The sequence below is a fragment of the Isosphaeraceae bacterium EP7 genome, from assembly GCA_038400315.1.
Lineage (GTDB): Bacteria > Planctomycetota > Planctomycetia > Isosphaerales > Isosphaeraceae > EP7.
In genome coordinates this window covers 1,260,054-1,277,250 of record CP151667.1, presented here as the reverse complement: position 1 = coordinate 1,277,250, position 17,197 = coordinate 1,260,054, and the positions used below count along the sequence as shown (strand labels likewise).

The following is a 17,197-nucleotide window of genomic DNA, read 5'->3' as shown; positions in this document are numbered from 1 at the left end:
GGTGAGTCTTGGCCCGCGTCCGAATGGACGATGGGTCGTCGGACCGGATTGCCAAGGGCCCCACGATCAAAGCGTCTTCAGATATTCGATGAGATCCTGCCTCTCGCCGTCGGTCAGTTTATCGCCGAAGGTATGACCGCCATTGCCCATGCCGAAGCGCGACGTATCGACGAGGAACGGGTCGTCGACGGTCTTGGCCTCGGCTGTCGGGGCGGGTTCGGCCTTCCAGCCGAGGCGTTGCTGGTCGAAATGGACGAAATCGGTCGAAGGCGGGCGGCGGAATTTGGCGGGGCGGTCGGTGGATTTGAGGAGGAGCTCAATGTTGGGGATCGAGCCATTGTGCAGGTAGGGGGCAGTGGCCCAGAGGCCGTCGAGGGGCGGGGCCTGGTAGCCTTCGGCGAGTTCGTTGACGGGGTAGTCTTCGCCGAACCAGGTCGCGTTGTAGTGGGCGACGAAGCGGTCGCTAAGACCTTTGGCGCGGGCGGGGTCGGTGCCGACGACGTCGAGGGCGACGATCTTGCTGGGGTACTTGCCGTCGGGCCCGTAAGTGCCGTGGCACTTGACGCAGCTGGCCTGGAAGATTGCCGAGCCCCGGGCGGCGCGGGACTGGTCAATCGGGAACGGATATTTGGGGGCTTCCAGGCTGAGGAGATAGTCTCGGATGTCACGGAAGGTCGGTTCCAGGTCGCGGAATTCCTGGGCGGTTAGCTCGCCGAGCATGAATTGCATGTTGGTCCGGACGGAACGGGCGTCGGTCCGGCCGTCCTGATACATGGTCGCCTTGCGCTTGAGGTGCCACCAGGCGGGGGTGTCGAGTTCGGGCAACGAGGCGCCCGTGACGACAGGGAAGATGCGCTTTGTGAGGTCGGTGTTGCGCAGGGAGAGGAGGACCACCGAGAACATCCCGGCGTTGACGGTCCCGCGCGACGAGTTGATGGTGAAGAACGTGGGGGGCATCACGCGGCCATCGGCACGGGTCAGGTCGGTAAAAAGTCGCCTCAGGTCGAGGGTGCTATTCCCCAGATAGGGAAGTGTCTGGCCACCGATCGAGCCGCCGTGGCAGGCCATGCAGTCGATCTGGATCCCCAGCTTGGTCCCCTGGGGCCCCTTCCCTTTGCGAAGGCCCATCGGCAGGCCGTCGTTGGGATAGGGGGCGGTGTGCAGGCCATAACGGCGGGCGAACTCGGCGGCGTAGGCCTCGGGCTCGCGGTCGGGATCGGGGGCGTCGGGGCCCCAGGCGACCTTGCCGACGCGGCGATAGGCGTCATCGCCCCAGGCCGATTTGAGATAGCCGTGGTTGAGCAGCGCATCGCGGCCACGCTCGACCGCGGCCGTGTCGAGCGGAGGGTTCTTGACGTCGGCGGCGATCGAAGGGCCCTCAACCAGAAACAGGAAGCAGAAGCCGATCGCGAACCACTTCTGCTGAAGTCCGAGTCGCCGCATGGCCGCCGCTCCCCGCATCCTATTCGATCATCGATCCCATTCCGTTGTACTCGGTAGGGCAAGGTCAGGGCGAGATCCGGCTGCTGAAAAAGAACGGTTGTATCACGTGAAAGGGTTGCCAGGGGTGGAATTCTGGCCTTCTGAACGGAGGTCCATCGACAGAGGCCATTTCGTTGGCTAAACTTCGGCAATCGGGCGAGACATGGGCGACCGGCCGAGGTTGCGCCCTGGACCTGCATGCGAAGGGGAATGCCATGCCGATGGGACCCGCAGAGATCGTGATGAGCCTGAAGGAACTCTGCGAGGAGGTCGGTCCGAGGCTCAACACGAGCCAGATCGTCACCTGGATCGATCGCCAGGGGGGATACGAGTCCGACTTCGAGCTGATCTCCTTCGCCAAGAAGATGAAGGCTCGTCAGTTCGCCCGGATGCTGATGTATGAGGACGACGAGACCGGCGCGAAGGTCAAGCGGCTCTGGAGCCTGCGAGACCGCGGCAATGGCGAGCGTGCCTATCACGACATCGCCCAGCTCGAGCCCGAGCAGAGGCGCAAGCTGATCTCGCAGTACTCGCACTTCCTGGAGCAGCAGAAGGCGCTCCGGCGGGCGATGACCGACTACTTCGCGGGCCAGCACTTCTTCGACTTCTATACCAACGAGATCGAGGAATCGGCGCTCTCGTCGATGGAGCAGGACTGACCCCGGGCCGGCTCAGTAAGTCCGGCCCAACGCCTTGACGATCGCCCGCTTCAGCTCCAAAGAGTCGAAGGCGCCCGACTTGCGGTAGACCACCCGGCCGCCGGGCGCGACGAGCATGGTGTAAGGAACCGGACCCGGCCAGTCTTTATCCAGGGCATCGGCGAACTTGTCGCGGTTCTCCGCATGGATCAGGAAGTTCCTGGTCGACGCGTGATGTTCGCGGAGGACCCCGAGCGCCTCGTCACGCTTCTCGGGCTCGTCCAGGCTGATCGTGATCATCTCGAACTTGGGGCCGCGATACATCCGGTTCATCGAGACCAGATCGTCAAGCTCCTCGACGCAGGGGCCGCACCAGGTCGCCCAGAGGTTGATGAGCCGGTACTTCTGGGTGTCGTTCTTGACGAGTTCGGCGACGGAAACCTCGTCGATTTGCCCAAGTTCAACAGGTTCGGCATCCCAGCGGGCGTTTACCTTGGCAACGTTGGCCCGCTTGTCAGACCACTTGGTCGAGCAGCCCGGCACGCGGGTGGTGGCCACCTTGACCGGCTTCCCTGCGAGCAGCGCCTCCACGGCGTCGATCGCCTCGTGCGTGGTGGGAGCCTTGAACTCGCCGTCGTCGAACCGGCCTTGATAGCGGAGCGTCCGGCCTTCATCGAAGATGAAGACGTGGGGCGTGGCGAGGACGCCGTAAGCCTTGGCGGTTTCCTGGGTTTCGCCGTCGTAGAGGTAAGGATAGGAGAAGTGAGCGTCCCGGGCGCGGATCTTCATCTCTTCGAACGTGTCGCCCAGGTCGGAATAGGCGAGCTCATCGAGGGTGAGGGCCTTGGGGTCGTTCGGCGAGATGGCGACGACGGCCACCCCTCTGGCTTTGTAGTCATCGTGCAGCTTGGCGATTCGCGTCTGATAGGCCTGGGCGGTCGGGCAGTGGTTGCAGGTGAAATAGACGACCAGGACCTTGGCTGAGGCGTAGTCTGCCAGGGCGTGGTCCTTGTCGTCGACGCCCGGGAGGCGGAAGTCGGGGGCCTTCGAACCGATCGCAAGCGGCACCGGGTCGTGGGCGAACACGGCCGGGGCGGCGAGTGTCAGTAGGGACAGGATGGCCAGGACGCTTCGCATTGCCGGTCCTCCGCGATTCGAATCGGGGATGGGTCTCGGCGCCAGTATCGGGCACCCGACCGTCGATTCCAAGATGCTCGGTGGCGGCCGATCGCCCCTTGACCCTGGCCTCCTCGACGGCCGACAATAACGGCCCAGTCCCCGCACGATGATCTCAGAGAGCGAGCCCTCCATGTCTGCAGCCGACGCCGCCGAATCGGTCAAGGTTCAACTCCCCGACGCGCTCGGTCGGTTCGGCGCATACGGTGGCCGGTTCGTGCCCGAGACCCTGATGGACGCCCTCCATCAGGTGGCCGCCGCTTACGAGAAGTCGAAGGCGGATCCGGAGTTCCAGGCCGAGCTCTCGTTGCTTCTGACCGACTACGTCGGCCGCCCTTCCCCACTCTATCTGGCCTCAAGGCTGACGAAGCTGGCGGGAGGGGCGTCGATTTACCTGAAGCGGGAAGACCTGAACCATACCGGCGCCCACAAGATCAACAATGCCCTCGGTCAGGTCTTGCTAGCCAAGCGGATGGGCAAGACCCGCGTGATCGCCGAGACCGGCGCCGGGCAACACGGCGTGGCCACGGCGACCGCCTGCGCCCTGACCGGCCTGGAATGCACGGTCTACATGGGCGAGGAGGACATCCGCCGCCAGAAGCTCAACGTCTTCAACATGAAGACGATGGGCGCGACGGTTGTGCCCGTCACGTCGGGCTCGCGCACCTTGCGGGACGCGACCAACGAGGCGATGCGGGACTGGATGGCGACCTCCAGGCAGACCCACTACACCATCGGCAGCGTGGTGGGCCCCCACCCGTTCCCAATGATCGTCCGCGACTTTCAGGCCATCATCGGGCGTGAGACCCGCCGCCAGTGCCTTGAGAAGACGGGCAACCTGCCCGACATGCTGGTCGCCTGCGTGGGCGGGGGTTCCAACGCGGCCGGGATGTTCTACCCGTTCGTCGAGGATAAGACCGTCGCGATGGTCGGGGCCGAGGCCGGTGGTCGGGGCCCTCTGACCGGCGATCACGCGTCGAGCCTGACGCAGGGGCGGCCCGGCGTGCTGCACGGCAGCTTCAGCTATGTGCTCCAGGACGACGACGGCCAGACCGACGTGGTGCACTCGATCTCGGCGGGCCTGGATTATCCCGGCGTGGGACCCGAGCACAGCTACTGGAAAGACGCGGGCCGAGTCCGTTACGAGAGCGTGACCGACGCCGAGGCGATGGACGCCTATCAGACGCTCGCCCGCCTTGAGGGGATCCTGCCCGCCCTGGAATCGAGCCACGCCGTGGCCCAGGCCATCAAGGAGGCCCCGAATCTGGGGGCCGGCAAGGTGTTGATCGTCTGTCTGTCCGGGCGCGGGGACAAGGATGCATTCGAGGTGGCCCGCCTCCGCGGCGAGGCGATCTGAGCCCCCGCCAAGCCGACTCCCCCGTCCCGCCGCTGGCCTCTGACGCATGACAAAGAGACCGAGATGAACCGGATCGACGCGCTATTCTCCCGCCTCAAGGGCGAGGGCCGAAAGGCCCTGATGCCGTTCATCACCGCGGGCGACCCCGACCTGGCCACGACGGCCGCCCTGATCACCGCCATGGTCAAGCATGGGGCACACATGGTCGAGGTGGGCATCCCCTATTCCGACCCCATCGCCGACGGGCCCGTCATCGCGGCCAGCTACCACAGGGCCCTGACGAGCGGGGTCAGGCTGAGCCATATCTTCGAGACCTTGCGGACTTTACGCGCCGAGACCTACGACGGCCCGGTCAGCGTCGCGCCGATCGTGACGATGTGCTCCTACGCCATCATCCACCGGACCGGGCCCGAGTCGTACCTCGACAAGGCGGCCGAGAGCGGGGTCGACGGCCTGATCGTGCCCGACCTACCGGTCGAAGAGGCCGAGGCCCTCTCGAAGCTGGCCACGGCCCGCAATCTGAGCCTGATCCAGCTCGTCACACCGACGACCCCCAGGGAGCGGATCCTCAAGATCGCCCGGTCGACCACCGGGTTCATCTACTACGTCTCGGTCGAGGGGATTACCGGCGAGCGGAAGGCCTTCCCGCCCGAGCTGGCCCGCGACGTGGCCTGGCTCCGAGAGCAGACCCACTTGCCGATCTGCATCGGCTTCGGCATCTCCACGCCCGAGCACATCAGGACCCTCGCCCCGCTGGCCGATGGCCTGATCGTCGGCAGCGCCCTGGTCCGCCGGCTGGGCGAGCCCGACGTCCGTCCCAAGGCGATGGTCGACGGGATCGCCAAGTTCGTCGGCGAGCTAGCCCGCGCACTGGACTGAGGTTGCGGCACGCCGGGTTCGTTTCGAAATGCCGAGTCGCATGGTGCCGGGCTGCACCATGCGACTCACATATGTTCACTAGAGACTTGAGTTCCGCTCGGTCAGACCTCGAAGGAGTCGAGGAGCGAGGGGACGATGACCTCGCTGTCGACCTGGGTCTGGAGGACGGGCTTGAGGGCTTCGAGGGCCTGGGTCTCGCCGTGGACGAGGAAGGCCTTCTCGATGTGGCCTCCGGTCTGGGCGAACCACCAGGCCAGGTCATTGCGGTCGGCGTGGCCTGAGAAGCCGTCCAGGACGTAAACGGCGGCGTTCAGGTCGAGCCACTGGTCCATGATCGTGATGCGCTCGACGCCGTCGGCGAGCTGGCGGCCGAGAGTCTTGTCGGCCTGATAGCTGACGATGACGATCGCGTTGTCGGGGTCGGTCACGGCGTGGCGCAGGTGGTGGCGGATCCGGCCGGCCTCGCACATGCCCGACGAGGCGATGACGACCATCGGGCCCGTCTGGTAGTTCAGGCGGCGTGAGTCGTCCCACGACTGGCAGAACTCGACGTACTTGGACCCGAAGTACATCGGGTCGGGGTCCATCAGGGCCCTGGCCTCGGGGGTGTACGACTCGGGGTGCTCGCGGTGGATGTCGGTGAGCCTGGAGGCGAGCGGGCTGTCGACGAAGACCGGGATCGGCCGGACGTTGTGGTTGGTGAACAGTTCCTGGAAGCAGTAGGCCATCTGCTGGGTCCGGCCCAGGCTGAAGGCGGGGATGATCACCTTGCCGCCGAGCCTGGTGGCGCGGGCCACGATGGCGTGCAGCTGCTTCATCAACTTGTCGTTGGGATCGAGCTCTTTGTGGCCGTAAGTGCTCTCGGCTACAAGGATATCGACGTCTTTAACGATCGTCGGGTCGGGCAGCAAGCCGGTGTTGCGGCGGCCTAGGTCGCCGGTGAAGAGGAACCTCCGGTCGCGGCCGTGCTCGCGGTAGTCGAGCTGCACCATCGACGAGCCGAGGATGTGGCCGGCGTCGTGGAGGGTCAGGTTCACGCCGTCGAAGAGCTCGATGGTCGTCTCGTAGGGGATCCTCTGGAACTGGTCGACGACCGACTCGACGTCGTGGATCTCGAAGAGGGGCTCGGCGGGCGCCTTGTCGCGGGGTCCGCCGCCTCGCGCGTCCTCGCGCTGGATCCGGGCGCTGTCGCGGAGCATCACGCTGGTAATGTCGGCGGTGGCGGGGTGGACGTAGATGGGGCCGCGGAAGCCTTCGCGGACGAGCAGCGGGACCCGGCCGATGTGGTCATTGTGGGCGTGCGAGATGACCAGGGCGTCGATTTCACGGGGATCGAAGGTGAACCGCCGGTTGGGACTGTCCATCTCCATCCGGTTGGAATCGAACAGGCCGCAGTCGAGCAGGACCTTCTTGTCGCCGAATTCGAGGAGATGAGCGCTACCCGTGACCTGCTGAGCCGCCCCATGGAACGTGATTCGCAAACGACCGTCCTCCCGCCACCTTGCGACGCATCGCCCCGGACCGTCCCGGGGCTGCACGTCGGTCGCGGCGCCGTCCGCACCGGGCGGGACGTGAGCTCGTCGACATCGCTCGCGCTCCGAGGGCGTGACCCGGGCGCTCTTGTCTCTGTTCGTCTATCATTAGAGTGTGTCGTGTTTTCGCCTTAACTTCAAGGGAGCGCCCGCCCCCGGCGCCATCATGCTTGGGTCGTCCGGCCTCGCCGATCGATCGAAGTCCGGCCATTTTCGGCTTGCTCGGGGGTGAGTCCCGGAGTAATTTGCCCTGGGCGACGCTGCCGAGGCTGAACGAGCATCCTGGCCTGAAGACCCCGACCACTCCGCGGCCGCCCGGGACAGGAGCGCCCGACATGGATGTCGCCATGGGCCTGCCGGAATCCCATTCCCTCCACCGGATGTTCCGGGGACTGACCGAGTCCACCTTCCTCGACGAGCTGGGCATCGGCGACCCCGGCCTCGTGGGCTACGTCTCCGGCCTCCTCGCCCGATTCGTCGCCGCCTCCGCCCTCTGGTCGATCCGCGACGCCAGCGGCACCCGCCTGACCGAAGTCGCCCACATGCTGCTCGAGGCCGAGTCCACCGACGACCTCGACCGCCGCCGCGAGTGCCACCAGCACGTCGGCGACTACGCCCTCTTCTGGACCGGGGTCTACCCCGAGGCCCTCGCCCGCAAGAGACCCCCCGGGTCGGTCGACGGCCTGATCAACTTCCAGCGCCAGGGCAAGCATTCCTACTACGTCGCCAGCACCCTCGACGGAGAGCGTGCCCCCGTCCTCAGACGCCTCAGCGACGAATTCGAACTCTGCGCCTTCGGCCTCTCCCGGGTCAGGCGGGAGTGGGAACGCCACGAAGGTCGGCCGCATCGTGGGCCGCTGCTTGCAGGGTGATTCGGCCCCGGGCGTGAGCCGAGTCGCGATCAAAGGGCGAGCGCTCAATGGCACGCCGCTGCACGCAGAGCCGGCGGGAAGATCGGTCAACCTTGCTATCTCGGTCGAGGCTCGCCGGAGGATCTCTCGCTCATGACGCTCGGGCGGAGGCCCGAGTTCGTTCGCGACTCGAGGATGAGTTGGCCCCTGCGATGCCCCGCATTCGGGAGCCTTGCCACCGTTCGGAGAACAAGGCTCGCAGGGATCCACCCGGGATGAACGCGAGGTTGGCGACGATCATGGTCAGGCCGAACTCGACGAGGCCGAGGGTTGCGATGATTCCCAGATGCAGCAGCACGATTCCGGCGAGAGTCGGGTAACGCAAGCGCCGGACGAAGATGAGGAACGGGTAAGACAGTTCGAGGACGACGCTGGACTGGGCGGCGAGGTGGAGCAAGGTGGGGTAGGCGAGCAGCCAGGAGAGGTCGAAGAACCCGAACTCGGGCGTCAGGACGATCATCTCCATCGCCGAGCCATCCCGCCATTCAGGGCTCGGCAACTTGTACAGTCCGGACACCAAATAAATTAACGCGAGGTGGAGCTGGATCATTCGGAGCGATAGGTTCGCGGAGACGGTAGGCCGACACGAGTCGAAACGTGCAGTCGCGTTTATTGATGGGCCGGTCGGTCGGGTCGCCCGTCTCGTGGCCCGATGCGAGTCGAGAGAGAGGGCCTGACCGCTCGCACCGGTCGCCGCGAGGTAGAGGAGGAGGGTGGCCAGAATCTGGTCGAATCCGAATGTCAGGGCCGGGGATCGGTTGGCCGTGGAGACCGCGACGGCCCAGGCGAGCGGCGCGGCGTAGCGGGCTCGGTAGCCGACCGTGAAGGCGACGCAGATCAGCATGCATGCGGCCCAGGCGGGCCCGAGGAGGCGGTCGGGGACATGGGGCCAGAAGGTCCATGCTCCCGGGGTCATCGCTCGGAGATATTCCGCCGAGGCGCCAGGATCGACCCAGCCCGTCGACCCGAGCGACTCATTCAGGTCGAGACCGACGACGGCCATCTGCCAGGTCAACAGCGAGCCGGCCAGGATGCGGATGAGCCCGAGCGAGGTCGGGTCGGCCGGGCTGAAGAAGAAACGGGCCCAGGCTCGCGCCAGGCGCTCGGCGAGAGCGCCGACGTTGCAGCCGATGTCGCTCAGAATTCTCCCCACCGAAAGTCCCCGATGAGCCTGGGTTCAGAGAAGTTGGAGGGGTCGTCGGCCGCGATACGCCGATGTTCCATGGCCGCAGCACGAGCGGTGGCAAGCCCCGGGATGGAGTGCTCGCGGATGGAGAGGCGAACCCGGCGGCAACCGGTCGAGGAGCAGAGGTGCCGCGCGTAGGATGCCCCCCAGCGTGGCTCGGCCGCGAGATGGAAGGCCAATGCGAGCTGGCGCTGGAGCTTCAGGTGCGGCCATGCGCCGGGCTCGGGGAACCGGAGGGTCGTCGGCTCGGTCAGTTTTCCCCCCTCCAGTTCGGCGATGATGATGGGGGTCGACCAGCGAGAGGAGTCGCCCAGGTCACCCGAAGGGTCAAGATGCGAGTAGAATCGGTGCGCATAGTTGCTGTGGATCGGGTTGAGATAAGGGCGGAAGCGGTCGTTGATGGCCCGGACGAGCGAGGACGATGGGGGTGGTGCCAGCTCGGCGGAGAGGAGGGCCAGGAAATGGAAGGCGATCAACGCCGAGGCCGCGGCCATCGAGGGACGCGACCAGGCACCCTCGACTCGCGGGGCGGCGTGCGTTCCGTCGATGGGACAGGGGATGGGCGCGTTTTCGTGCCGCTTCATGCGAGTCCCTCTCGACGCTCGCCGGAGTCGGCCCGAGCGAGGATCGCCCGCCCGGGCCGTGCGTGGACGATTACTTGTTAGCGGCGACGGTGGTCGCCTGGGGCAAGGTCGCCGACCTGCTGCCGGCGTCGATCTCCCAATAGCCGTCGGTGCGCTGGTAGCCGTAGCCGTAGACACCTTCGGCCGAGAGCCAGATCCACTGCTTGGCGGGCGAGGCGGCGGCCGTCGGCGTGGCGGCGGCGGCGGGCTCCTGCACGACGGGAGGCTGGGGCGCGGGGGCCAGAGTCGCGGCCGGGTCCGAGGTGGCGGGCGCCGGGGTGGCCGACGGGCTCGGGAGTGTCTGCTGGATCGCGGCCAGCTCCGACTCGTCCTTGATCGTGCCGGCATGATCCGCCTTGCCGTAACCGCCCGCGGCGACGCAGGGGGGGCAGGGATGATCGACGGAGCAGACCTTGGGCAGGGGATAGTACTTCACGTCGATCTTGTCGTACTTGACGTCAACGTTCTTGATCTTGTAGTAGACGTAGTAGAACTTGTTCACGCAATACGTCTTATCCACCACCGGGCAGCCGTTCACGATGACGATGCAGTGCTGGTCGCTGGAGCCGGGCGTCCCGGGATGGGGGTGGGGGACGATCGCATTGGGAGAGGGGTCGGGTAAGGTCGGCAGGCAGGCCGGGGGATGGCATCCCGCCGGATAGCAGGCCTCAGTCTGGGGGCTGGCCTGTGCGGGAGCTTGCATGCTCACCAATGCCGAGCCGAAGAAATTCTGCGCCTTGGCTTCGCGTGCGGTACCGGCGAGCAGCAATGCAGCGAGCAGCCCGGCCATTCCTAAACCGAATCGCTTCATGATGATTCTCCAGCAGCTTGACTCGTAAGACGTGCGACACATCCCCAGATCTCGGTGCGCAGCGCATCCCCCGCAGACCACGCCGTTGGTGTGATCGCCGCCAGCGTCCCGATTGCGCCACAATCGACATCATCCGCAGAGTCGCCACATCCTATTGAGCCACATTACCCACGTCAATTCTCCACCAATCCTATTTTGTTATATTCTTACCTTACATAAACCACGTCGATTCCATGGATGCGAATCTTTAGAGTTAATTCTCAAGGCATGCTGGATTTAGCGGAACCCACGCATAGCATGCTGGATTTAGCGGAACCCACGCATCCTGGCATCCTCTGACGCGTGCGACCACAATGTCGACTCGGATCGAATCGCATGGGTGGACATCGAGGCGTCCTCGCACCTGCACGCCCCCCCTGTTTTTTTGGTAAGCTCTTCATGGAGGTCCACGCATGACGACTCTTGCAACCACGCTTGAAACCACCGTCGACGGGGTGAATCTGCGGCCGGGCTCGCTCGGGGATCAACTCGATGGCCGGCCTACTCTCGTCGTGTTCTTGCGGCACCTGGGGTGCCCGTTCAGCCGGGAGCTGCTGACGGATTTGAAGGGACGGGCCGAGGGGGACGCTGGGTTCCCTCCGGTTTTGTTCGTGGCGATGGGAAACCCGGCAGAGGTGGAATCGTTCGCGGAAGGGCTCTGGCCGGGGGCTCGGGTGGTCTCGGACCCGGAGCAGCGGCTGTATCGGGCGTTCGACGTGCCCAGGGCGGGGCTCGGTCAGTTGCTCGGGCCCAAGGTCTGGGCGTGCGGGATACGGGCGATCGCCAAGGGGCACCTGGGGAGCAAGCCGATCGGGGATGTGATGCAGATGCCGGCGTTCCTGGTGCTGGATGGGGCCAAGGTCGTCTGGAGGCACGTCCCGCGGCATGCGGCGGATCACCCAGATTTCGGGACGTTGCCCGGGGTGGCGGCCGCAGCGTCGGCGAGCTAGACGCAAACCGCTCACTCAACTCGCCGCCACCATCGCCCTATTCGCCCACGGAATCGCGTAAGAAGAACTTATTCGCGACACAATGTTTCGACCTTGTGTGCGAATTTGGTGCTGGCGAGCGGCGAGCACGCCAGGGATGTCGACATCCAATAAGGTCATGCTTACCCTTCGCGGTCGCACGCCACCCGGATCTATCCGCGGGCGGGTCCTTCGTGGTTCAATCTGGGGGGTTGAGGGGATCGGAACGCGAGTGGCGAGGGGGGCGGGTCGGTGTCGAAGGATGAGGCTCGGTTTAGCCTTGATGGGTTGCGGCGTTTCGCGACGGATCTGGCCGAATGCTCGGGGGTTCCGCCGGCGCATGCCGCGGGGTTGGTGTCGCATCTTCTCTGGTTCGACTCGGCCGGCGCAGGGCGGTTCGGGGTGTCGACTCTGGTCGACTGGCTGGAGCGGGCCGAGCAAGGCCGCGTGAATGTCGACGCCCGGGGCCGGTTCCTGGGCGAGCAGGCCGCAACGGGTGTGTTCGATGGCCAGAATGGGCTCCCCCCCCTGATCCTGTCCCGTGCGGCCGAAGTGGCCGGCGAGAAGGCCCGCGAGGTGGGGATGGGCCTGGTCCGGGTGGTGAACCTGGGCCCCGCGGGGCCCGCCGCGGGTGTGGCCGCCGAGCTTGCGGTGGGCCCGACGATCGCCGTGGTGCTGGGCCCCGGGCCGAGCTGGACGATGGCCCTGCCGGCCGGCGAGGGTCTGCCCGCCGTGTTCGACTCCGCACTCGCGCACAAGGACGGGGAAGAAGGTGGGGCGCCGGACTGGCTCGGGCCGATCGCCCCCTGGATTGGTGCCCTGGTGCCCGACGGAGGCTGGCTGGTGCTCGCCCTGTCGGTGCACGCCATCGAAGACTTGGGTGCCCTGCACGGGCGAGTCGGGGGCGCGGGATTGTCTTCCAAGGCGCCAGGGCGGCTGGCCCCTGCGGCCTGGGAGGCGTCCAGGCGCCTGGTCCGCGAGCGAGGAGTGGTTGTCGAGGCGAACGCGCTCGAGCGACTGGCTGACCTGGCGACTCGCCGGGGCCTGGCCCTGCCCGAGCGGCTGAGCGGCTGAGCGGCTGAGCGGCTGAGGATGGGCCGAGGTCCGTGCCCGAACGAGAGAGGGAGCTGGGATGGTCTTTCCGCTGGGGGATGTCGAGAAGACGAGCATCTTCCCGATCGCGACGTATGTGCTCATCGCGCTGAACGTCATCGCTTACATGGTGCAGATCGACCGCGGGGAGGTGTTCACCGTGGCCTACGCGGCGACTCCCTACGAGATCACGCACAATATCGACCTGCAGGGCCCGACGGTCGCGGCGACCCGCGCGGGCAACGTCGACCTCGACGACGAACGTCCTCCCCTGGAACTGCCCCAGGCCCCGGTCGCGATTCCCATCTGGATGACGCTGCTGACGGCGATGTTTATGCACGGCAGCCCGATGCACCTGGCCGGGAACATGCTCTACCTCTGGATCTTCGGCGACAACGTCGAGGAAGTGCTGGGGACGGGCCGTTACGTCCTGGTGTACCTGGCCTGCGGGCTGGCGGGCTCGGCGCTTCAGATCGGGGCGAATCCGAATTCACTCATCCCCACGCTCGGGGCGTCGGCGGCGATCGCCGGGGTGATGGGGATGTACCTGATCTGGTTCCCGCACCACCGGATCCGCGTCCTGATGTTCCGGATGGTCACCGAGATGCCCGCCCTGTTCGTCATCGGGCTCTGGATCGGGCTGCAACTCTGGAGCGGCTACGGCGCGCTGAAAGAGGCGGGCGAGACCGGCGGCGTGGCCTACCTGGCCCACGTCGGGGGGGCCGGCGCGGGCCTCGCCTTCGCGCTCCTGTTCCGACAGAGGGCCCGGGCCATCATCGCCAGGAACCACTTCCACGACTGGGATCCGACATTGCCGGGCGTCTGAACCGATCGAAACGGGAAGCCCTTCGGCTCAGCTCAGCCCCTCGGCATGGGCGGGCCAGCGGCCCTTGGCGTGGGAGGGGGTGGAGTCCGGATCGATTCCAGGGCGACCCGCGCGGAGCAGGCCGGCGGTCGACGCTTCAGGGGCCATCGACCGCGCCCGCTTGTACTCCAGGACCAGGCCGATGCCTTGCAGGGCGGCCCACCAGGAGACGCCGTACGCGACGAAGCCAATCCGGGGATACATGGCCAGGAGCAGGCCGGTGAAGTACATCTGGACGGCCGGGACGAAGAACCAGGGGGTGGTCAGGTAGGCCGTCATGGCGAAGCCGAACGTGCTCAGGGTCGTCCAGGCCGAGCGATACCACTCCATCGAGAACGTCATCAGGTGGTTGAGCGAGACCAGGGTGAACGAGAGCAGCAGGAACGTCCCCCAGATGCGGACGAGCAGGCTGAGGATCGCCGTCGACTTCGCCCAGCCGGGCCCCGAGAACTGGCGCATCAGCCAGAGGTTAGCGCCAAGCTCCGCGACCCAGATCCCGATGTACAATGGTGGCTGGCGGAACCCCCGGTTATAGAGGGCCTGAAGCAACAGGAAGCATCCGAGGTGTGCCCAACCCATCGCCATGAAGGCCAGGCCCAACCGCTTACGCGAGGCGAACGCCATCGTGAGGGCGACCTGGTCGGCCTTCCATGCGGCCAGCGTCAGCGGCGGATTCTTCGCGTCATCCATGGCAAAGCAACTCGCGCGGGTGGATCCGACGGGCGGAGGACTGGTCTAAGTTTACCACGCGAGAAACATTGCGGCCTGGGATGACGGGCGATTTTGCGAACCCTGGGCAGACAAGGGAGTTTGGACGATGCAGCAGCGAAGAATGGGGCGAACGGGCCTGAAAGTCTCGGAGCTTTGCCTGGGAACGATGACGTTCGCCGGCCAGAGCGACGCGGCGACGGGCAAGCGGATCATGGACGCGGCGGCCGCCGGTGGGATCAACTTCATCGACACGGCCGACTGCTACCCCCTGCCCGTCAGCCCCGAGACGGCCGGCCGGACAGAGGAGGTGGTGGGCGACTGGCTCGCCGAGGGGGGTCGTCGGGACCGATTCGTGCTGGCGACGAAGTGCCGGATGAGGGTCGGTCACGGGCCGAACGACCAGGGGCTGTCGCGACGGCACATCATGGCGGCCTGCGACGCGAGCCTGCGCAGGCTGAAGACCGATTACATCGACCTCTATCAGGCCCATGGCCCCGACCCCGAGACGCCGATCGAGGAGAGCCTGAGGGCGTTCGACGACCTGGTCCGGTCGGGCAAGGTCCGGTATGTTGGCTGCTCGAACTACGCGGCCTGGCAGCTCGCCCTGGCCGACGGCACGGCTGATCGCCTGGGACTGGCGCGTTACGACTGCGCACAGCCGAGGTACAATGTCCTGATCCGCGACATCGAAGCCGAGCTGATGCCCCTCTGCCGCGACCGAGGGATCGGACTGATTGCCTATAACCCCCTGGCAGGAGGCCTCCTGACCGGGAAATACCAGCCCGGCGAGCCCCCCCGCCCCGGCACCCGCTTCACCCTGGGCGAGGCGGGCGAGCTCTATCGGAGCCGCTACTGGCACGCCGCGCAGTTCGACGCCGTCGAAGCACTGAAGTCTCACTTCGCGGCCCGAGAGATCTCCCTGGCCACCGCGAGCGTCGCCTGGGTGCTCCAGCAGCCGGGCCTGACCTCGGCCATCATCGGAGCCAGTCGCCCCGAGCAACTCGCCGAGAGCCTGGCGGCGACAACCCTGACCCTGACCGAAGAGGACAAATCGGCACTCGACTCGGCCTGGTGGTCCCTGCCCAGGCGGAAGTGAGACAGAGACCGACATATCCGATCAAGCCGGCGTGGCGAAATGGCAGACGCAGGGGACTTAAAATCCCCCGGGGGGGAACCCCCGTGTGGGTTCGAATCCCACCGCCGGTAATGAGTTAGAGAATTTTGGAGGGAGGAGCACCGACGCCCTGGTATGAAATTGGTGAGATTGCCCTCGCCACATTGGACTGGAATTGGTGGGGGCGATATGGCAGCAATGCAAGAGCGCAACGAGTGCTTTCGCATCCTCTTCAATTACAAGGGGAAGCAAAAGGCCCTCGGCGTCGGCAAAGTGACCCGAGATGAGGCCCAGGCCAAGGCCGATCAGGTCGGCTACCTGTTGATGCGGATCGAACAGGGATTCGACGCCCTACCTCATGAGGCAGACATCGTCAGCTTCCTCAGGAACGACGGCGTCATGCCGTCGAAGTCCGCCGGCGAGGAAGGATCCGTCGAGGCCAGCAGGACTTTTACGCTGGCCGACCTGCGCGACCGTTATCTGGAGACGCACGGCAACGGCACGCTGGAGGCCCAGACCCTACGCGGCATCAACCGCCATTTCCGGCACTTCGTCCGCCTGCTCGGCGAGCGGTTCCCGATCCGCGACCTAACATTGGCCGACCTCCAGGGCTATGCGGACAAGCGGGCCAAGGCTAAGGGCCGCCGAGGCCCGCACAACCCCTCCACGATCAGGAAGGAAATCGTCACGCTCCGGACCGCCTGGAACTGGGGCGTCCGCATGAAGCTCGTCTCGGGCCGTTACCCTTGCGACGGCCTGAGGTATGGAAAGACCGACGAGAAGCCCCCGTTCCAGACACATGCCGAGATACGCCGCCAGATTCCGGGCCTCTCGCCCTCCAGGGTCGCCGACCTCTGGGATTCGCTCTACCTCACCTTACCGGAAGTGGAGCTGCTGGACTACGTCCGCGTGAATGCGCTCCATCCCTGGATCCACCCCCTGGTGGCGACCGCCGCCCACACCGGCGCCCGCAAGGGTGAGCTGCTGAAAATGCGGATCGGCGACGTGGATTTCGAGGGCGGGATGGTCAGTATTCAGGAGCGGAAGCGGGCGCACGGGCGGCGCACGACCCGCCGGGTGCCGCTCTCTGCGCCTCTTGCAGCCACACTGGCCGAATGGATCAAGGTCCACCCGGGCGGTACGCTCCTGTTCGCCCATGCTGAGGAGGTCCAGGGGAGCAAGAAGCGGAGCTTGACGACCGGCCACCTGGAGAAGGATCGCCCCGGGACGCTCGTGGAGAGGCTGGGGGGGGTCACCGAGCGGGAACGCCCCGGGCTGCTGCCCCTGACGGACGACGAGGTCCACTGGCATTTCAAGCGAACCCTAGCAGGCGGCGAGTGGGCCATGGTCCGAGGGCTCCACGCGCTGCGTCACAGCTTCATCTCCGCCCTGGCCTCGTCGGGGATCGACCAGCGGATCATCGAAGAGGTCGTCGGCCACCAGTCTGAGGAGCAGCGTCGTCGATACAGGCACCTCTACCCGGCGATCATCGGCGACGCCATCCGGTCGGTCTTCAAGTAGGGTTCGGAGCGGCCGGACGCGTCATCAGCCCATGCTGTTGGTAACGCAGGAGCTCCGAATGGCTGACCACCCACGCGGCGTAAGCCCCCCTTCCCGATTGCCGCTTCTCCGCCTCAATCCGGCCCAGGCGGCACCATTCGCGCACGGTGAACTCGGCCTTGCCGACGAGCCTGGCGAACTCGTCGGTGGAGTAATGGTCCTTGATAGTCTCGCGCTCCAGTAGTCTCGCCAGCATCAGCTCGATCCGCTCCAGACGCTCGCACATCTCGTCCATCGTTGCCGCCACCGGGGG

The 17,197-nt window shown here is 66.1% G+C and carries 17 protein-coding genes and 1 tRNA gene; 10 read left to right on the top strand and 8 right to left on the bottom strand.

The window, feature by feature from the left end:
• Positions 1-66: 66 nt before the first annotated feature.
• Complete coding sequence (locus tag EP7_RS05015) at positions 67-1,443, bottom strand: c-type cytochrome (RefSeq protein ID WP_463526490.1); 1,377 nt, start codon at positions 1,441-1,443, stop codon at positions 67-69.
• Positions 1,444-1,697: 254 nt separating this feature from the next.
• On the opposite strand from EP7_RS05015, the gene EP7_RS05010 reads away from it, so the two are divergent.
• The gene (locus EP7_RS05010; protein ID WP_463526489.1) at positions 1,698-2,141 is read left to right on the top strand and encodes a hypothetical protein; all 444 of its coding nucleotides are present in this window, start codon (positions 1,698-1,700) and stop codon (positions 2,139-2,141) included.
• Positions 2,142-2,153: 12 nt separating this feature from the next.
• On the opposite strand, the gene EP7_RS05005 is transcribed toward EP7_RS05010, so the two are convergent.
• A complete protein-coding gene (locus EP7_RS05005; RefSeq protein ID WP_463526488.1) occupies positions 2,154-3,257 on the bottom strand; it encodes a redoxin domain-containing protein in 1,104 nt (367 codons plus the stop codon).
• 172 nt (positions 3,258-3,429) lie between these two features.
• Here EP7_RS05005 and trpB point away from each other — a divergent pair, with 172 nt between their 5' ends.
• Both trpB and trpA read left to right on the top strand, forming a co-directional pair.
• Positions 3,430-4,653 carry a tryptophan synthase subunit beta gene (gene trpB, locus EP7_RS05000; protein WP_463526487.1) on the top strand — a complete coding sequence of 408 codons (1,224 nt, stop codon included), beginning with the start codon at positions 3,430-3,432 and terminating at the stop codon, positions 4,651-4,653.
• Between the two features lie 63 nt (positions 4,654-4,716).
• On the top strand, positions 4,717-5,532 hold the full coding sequence (trpA, locus tag EP7_RS04995) for a tryptophan synthase subunit alpha (protein WP_463526486.1): 816 nt from the start codon (positions 4,717-4,719) through the stop codon (positions 5,530-5,532).
• Between the two features lie 101 nt (positions 5,533-5,633).
• On the opposite strand, the gene EP7_RS04990 is transcribed toward trpA, so the two are convergent.
• Positions 5,634-7,013, bottom strand: a complete 1,380-nt coding sequence (locus tag EP7_RS04990; RefSeq protein ID WP_463526485.1) for an MBL fold metallo-hydrolase — start codon at positions 7,011-7,013, stop codon at positions 5,634-5,636.
• A gap of 386 nt (positions 7,014-7,399) precedes the next feature.
• On the opposite strand from EP7_RS04990, the gene EP7_RS04985 reads away from it, so the two are divergent.
• Positions 7,400-7,936 carry a hypothetical protein gene (locus tag EP7_RS04985; protein ID WP_463526484.1) on the top strand — a complete coding sequence of 179 codons (537 nt, stop codon included), beginning with the start codon at positions 7,400-7,402 and terminating at the stop codon, positions 7,934-7,936.
• Between the two features lie 130 nt (positions 7,937-8,066).
• Here EP7_RS04985 and EP7_RS04980 read toward each other — a convergent pair whose 3' ends face one another.
• From EP7_RS04980 to EP7_RS04970, 3 genes are all read right to left on the bottom strand, one after another.
• Entirely contained in the window at positions 8,067-9,128 is a 1,062-nt protein-coding gene (locus EP7_RS04980; protein WP_463526483.1) for an HTTM domain-containing protein, read from the bottom strand.
• Positions 9,113-9,745, bottom strand: coding sequence for a hypothetical protein (locus tag EP7_RS04975; RefSeq protein ID WP_463526482.1), 633 nt, complete (start codon positions 9,743-9,745; stop codon positions 9,113-9,115). Before EP7_RS04975 ends, EP7_RS04980 begins: the two co-directional genes overlap by 16 nt.
• Positions 9,746-9,815: 70 nt before the next feature.
• Entirely contained in the window at positions 9,816-10,595 is a 780-nt protein-coding gene (locus EP7_RS04970) for a hypothetical protein (RefSeq protein ID WP_463526481.1), read from the bottom strand.
• A 452-nt stretch (positions 10,596-11,047) separates the two neighbouring features.
• On the opposite strand from EP7_RS04970, the gene EP7_RS04965 reads away from it, so the two are divergent.
• The 3 genes from EP7_RS04965 (at position 11,048) to EP7_RS04955 (ending at position 13,520) form a co-directional block, all read left to right on the top strand.
• Positions 11,048-11,584 (top strand): SelL-related redox protein, encoded by a 537-nt coding sequence (locus EP7_RS04965; protein WP_463526480.1) that lies wholly within the window; start codon positions 11,048-11,050, stop codon positions 11,582-11,584.
• A gap of 270 nt (positions 11,585-11,854) precedes the next feature.
• Positions 11,855-12,676, top strand: a complete 822-nt coding sequence (locus tag EP7_RS04960) for an Ldh family oxidoreductase (protein ID WP_463526479.1) — start codon at positions 11,855-11,857, stop codon at positions 12,674-12,676.
• Between the two features lie 58 nt (positions 12,677-12,734).
• Positions 12,735-13,520, top strand: a complete 786-nt coding sequence (locus EP7_RS04955; RefSeq protein ID WP_463526477.1) for a rhomboid family intramembrane serine protease — start codon at positions 12,735-12,737, stop codon at positions 13,518-13,520.
• A gap of 27 nt (positions 13,521-13,547) precedes the next feature.
• On the opposite strand, the gene EP7_RS04950 is transcribed toward EP7_RS04955, so the two are convergent.
• On the bottom strand, positions 13,548-14,249 hold the full coding sequence (locus EP7_RS04950; RefSeq protein ID WP_463526476.1) for a hypothetical protein: 702 nt from the start codon (positions 14,247-14,249) through the stop codon (positions 13,548-13,550).
• A gap of 127 nt (positions 14,250-14,376) precedes the next feature.
• On the opposite strand from EP7_RS04950, the gene EP7_RS04945 reads away from it, so the two are divergent.
• The 3 genes from EP7_RS04945 (at position 14,377) to EP7_RS04935 (ending at position 16,905) form a co-directional block, all read left to right on the top strand.
• Positions 14,377-15,366 (top strand): aldo/keto reductase, encoded by a 990-nt coding sequence (locus tag EP7_RS04945; RefSeq protein ID WP_463526475.1) that lies wholly within the window; start codon positions 14,377-14,379, stop codon positions 15,364-15,366.
• A gap of 25 nt (positions 15,367-15,391) precedes the next feature.
• Positions 15,392-15,476 (top strand) — tRNA-Leu (locus tag EP7_RS04940).
• Between the two features lie 106 nt (positions 15,477-15,582).
• A complete protein-coding gene (locus EP7_RS04935; protein ID WP_463526474.1) occupies positions 15,583-16,905 on the top strand; it encodes a tyrosine-type recombinase/integrase in 1,323 nt (440 codons plus the stop codon).
• Here the strand turns inward: EP7_RS04935 and EP7_RS04930 are convergent.
• On the bottom strand, positions 16,898-17,191 hold the full coding sequence (locus tag EP7_RS04930; protein WP_463526473.1) for a hypothetical protein: 294 nt from the start codon (positions 17,189-17,191) through the stop codon (positions 16,898-16,900). The two genes, EP7_RS04935 and EP7_RS04930, sit on opposite strands and share 8 nt — an antisense overlap.
• Between the last annotated feature and the right edge of the window lie 6 nt (positions 17,192-17,197).

Coding starts and splice junctions, on each gene's coding strand:
- EP7_RS04965 (WP_463526480.1), top strand. CDS start 11,048: ATGACGACTCTTGCAACCACGCTTGAAACCACCGTCGACGGGGTGAAT.
- EP7_RS04935 (WP_463526474.1), top strand. CDS start 15,583: ATGCAAGAGCGCAACGAGTGCTTTCGCATCCTCTTCAATTACAAGGGG.
- EP7_RS05015 (WP_463526490.1), bottom strand. CDS start 1,443: ATGCGGCGACTCGGACTTCAGCAGAAGTGGTTCGCGATCGGCTTCTGC.
- EP7_RS04955 (WP_463526477.1), top strand. CDS start 12,735: ATGGTCTTTCCGCTGGGGGATGTCGAGAAGACGAGCATCTTCCCGATC.
- EP7_RS04985 (WP_463526484.1), top strand. CDS start 7,400: ATGGATGTCGCCATGGGCCTGCCGGAATCCCATTCCCTCCACCGGATG.
- trpA (WP_463526486.1), top strand. CDS start 4,717: ATGAACCGGATCGACGCGCTATTCTCCCGCCTCAAGGGCGAGGGCCGA.
- EP7_RS05010 (WP_463526489.1), top strand. CDS start 1,698: ATGCCGATGGGACCCGCAGAGATCGTGATGAGCCTGAAGGAACTCTGC.
- trpB (WP_463526487.1), top strand. CDS start 3,430: ATGTCTGCAGCCGACGCCGCCGAATCGGTCAAGGTTCAACTCCCCGAC.
- EP7_RS04950 (WP_463526476.1), bottom strand. CDS start 14,249: ATGGATGACGCGAAGAATCCGCCGCTGACGCTGGCCGCATGGAAGGCC.
- EP7_RS04975 (WP_463526482.1), bottom strand. CDS start 9,745: ATGAAGCGGCACGAAAACGCGCCCATCCCCTGTCCCATCGACGGAACG.
- EP7_RS04970 (WP_463526481.1), bottom strand. CDS start 10,595: ATGAAGCGATTCGGTTTAGGAATGGCCGGGCTGCTCGCTGCATTGCTG.
- EP7_RS04945 (WP_463526475.1), top strand. CDS start 14,377: ATGCAGCAGCGAAGAATGGGGCGAACGGGCCTGAAAGTCTCGGAGCTT.
- EP7_RS05005 (WP_463526488.1), bottom strand. CDS start 3,257: ATGCGAAGCGTCCTGGCCATCCTGTCCCTACTGACACTCGCCGCCCCG.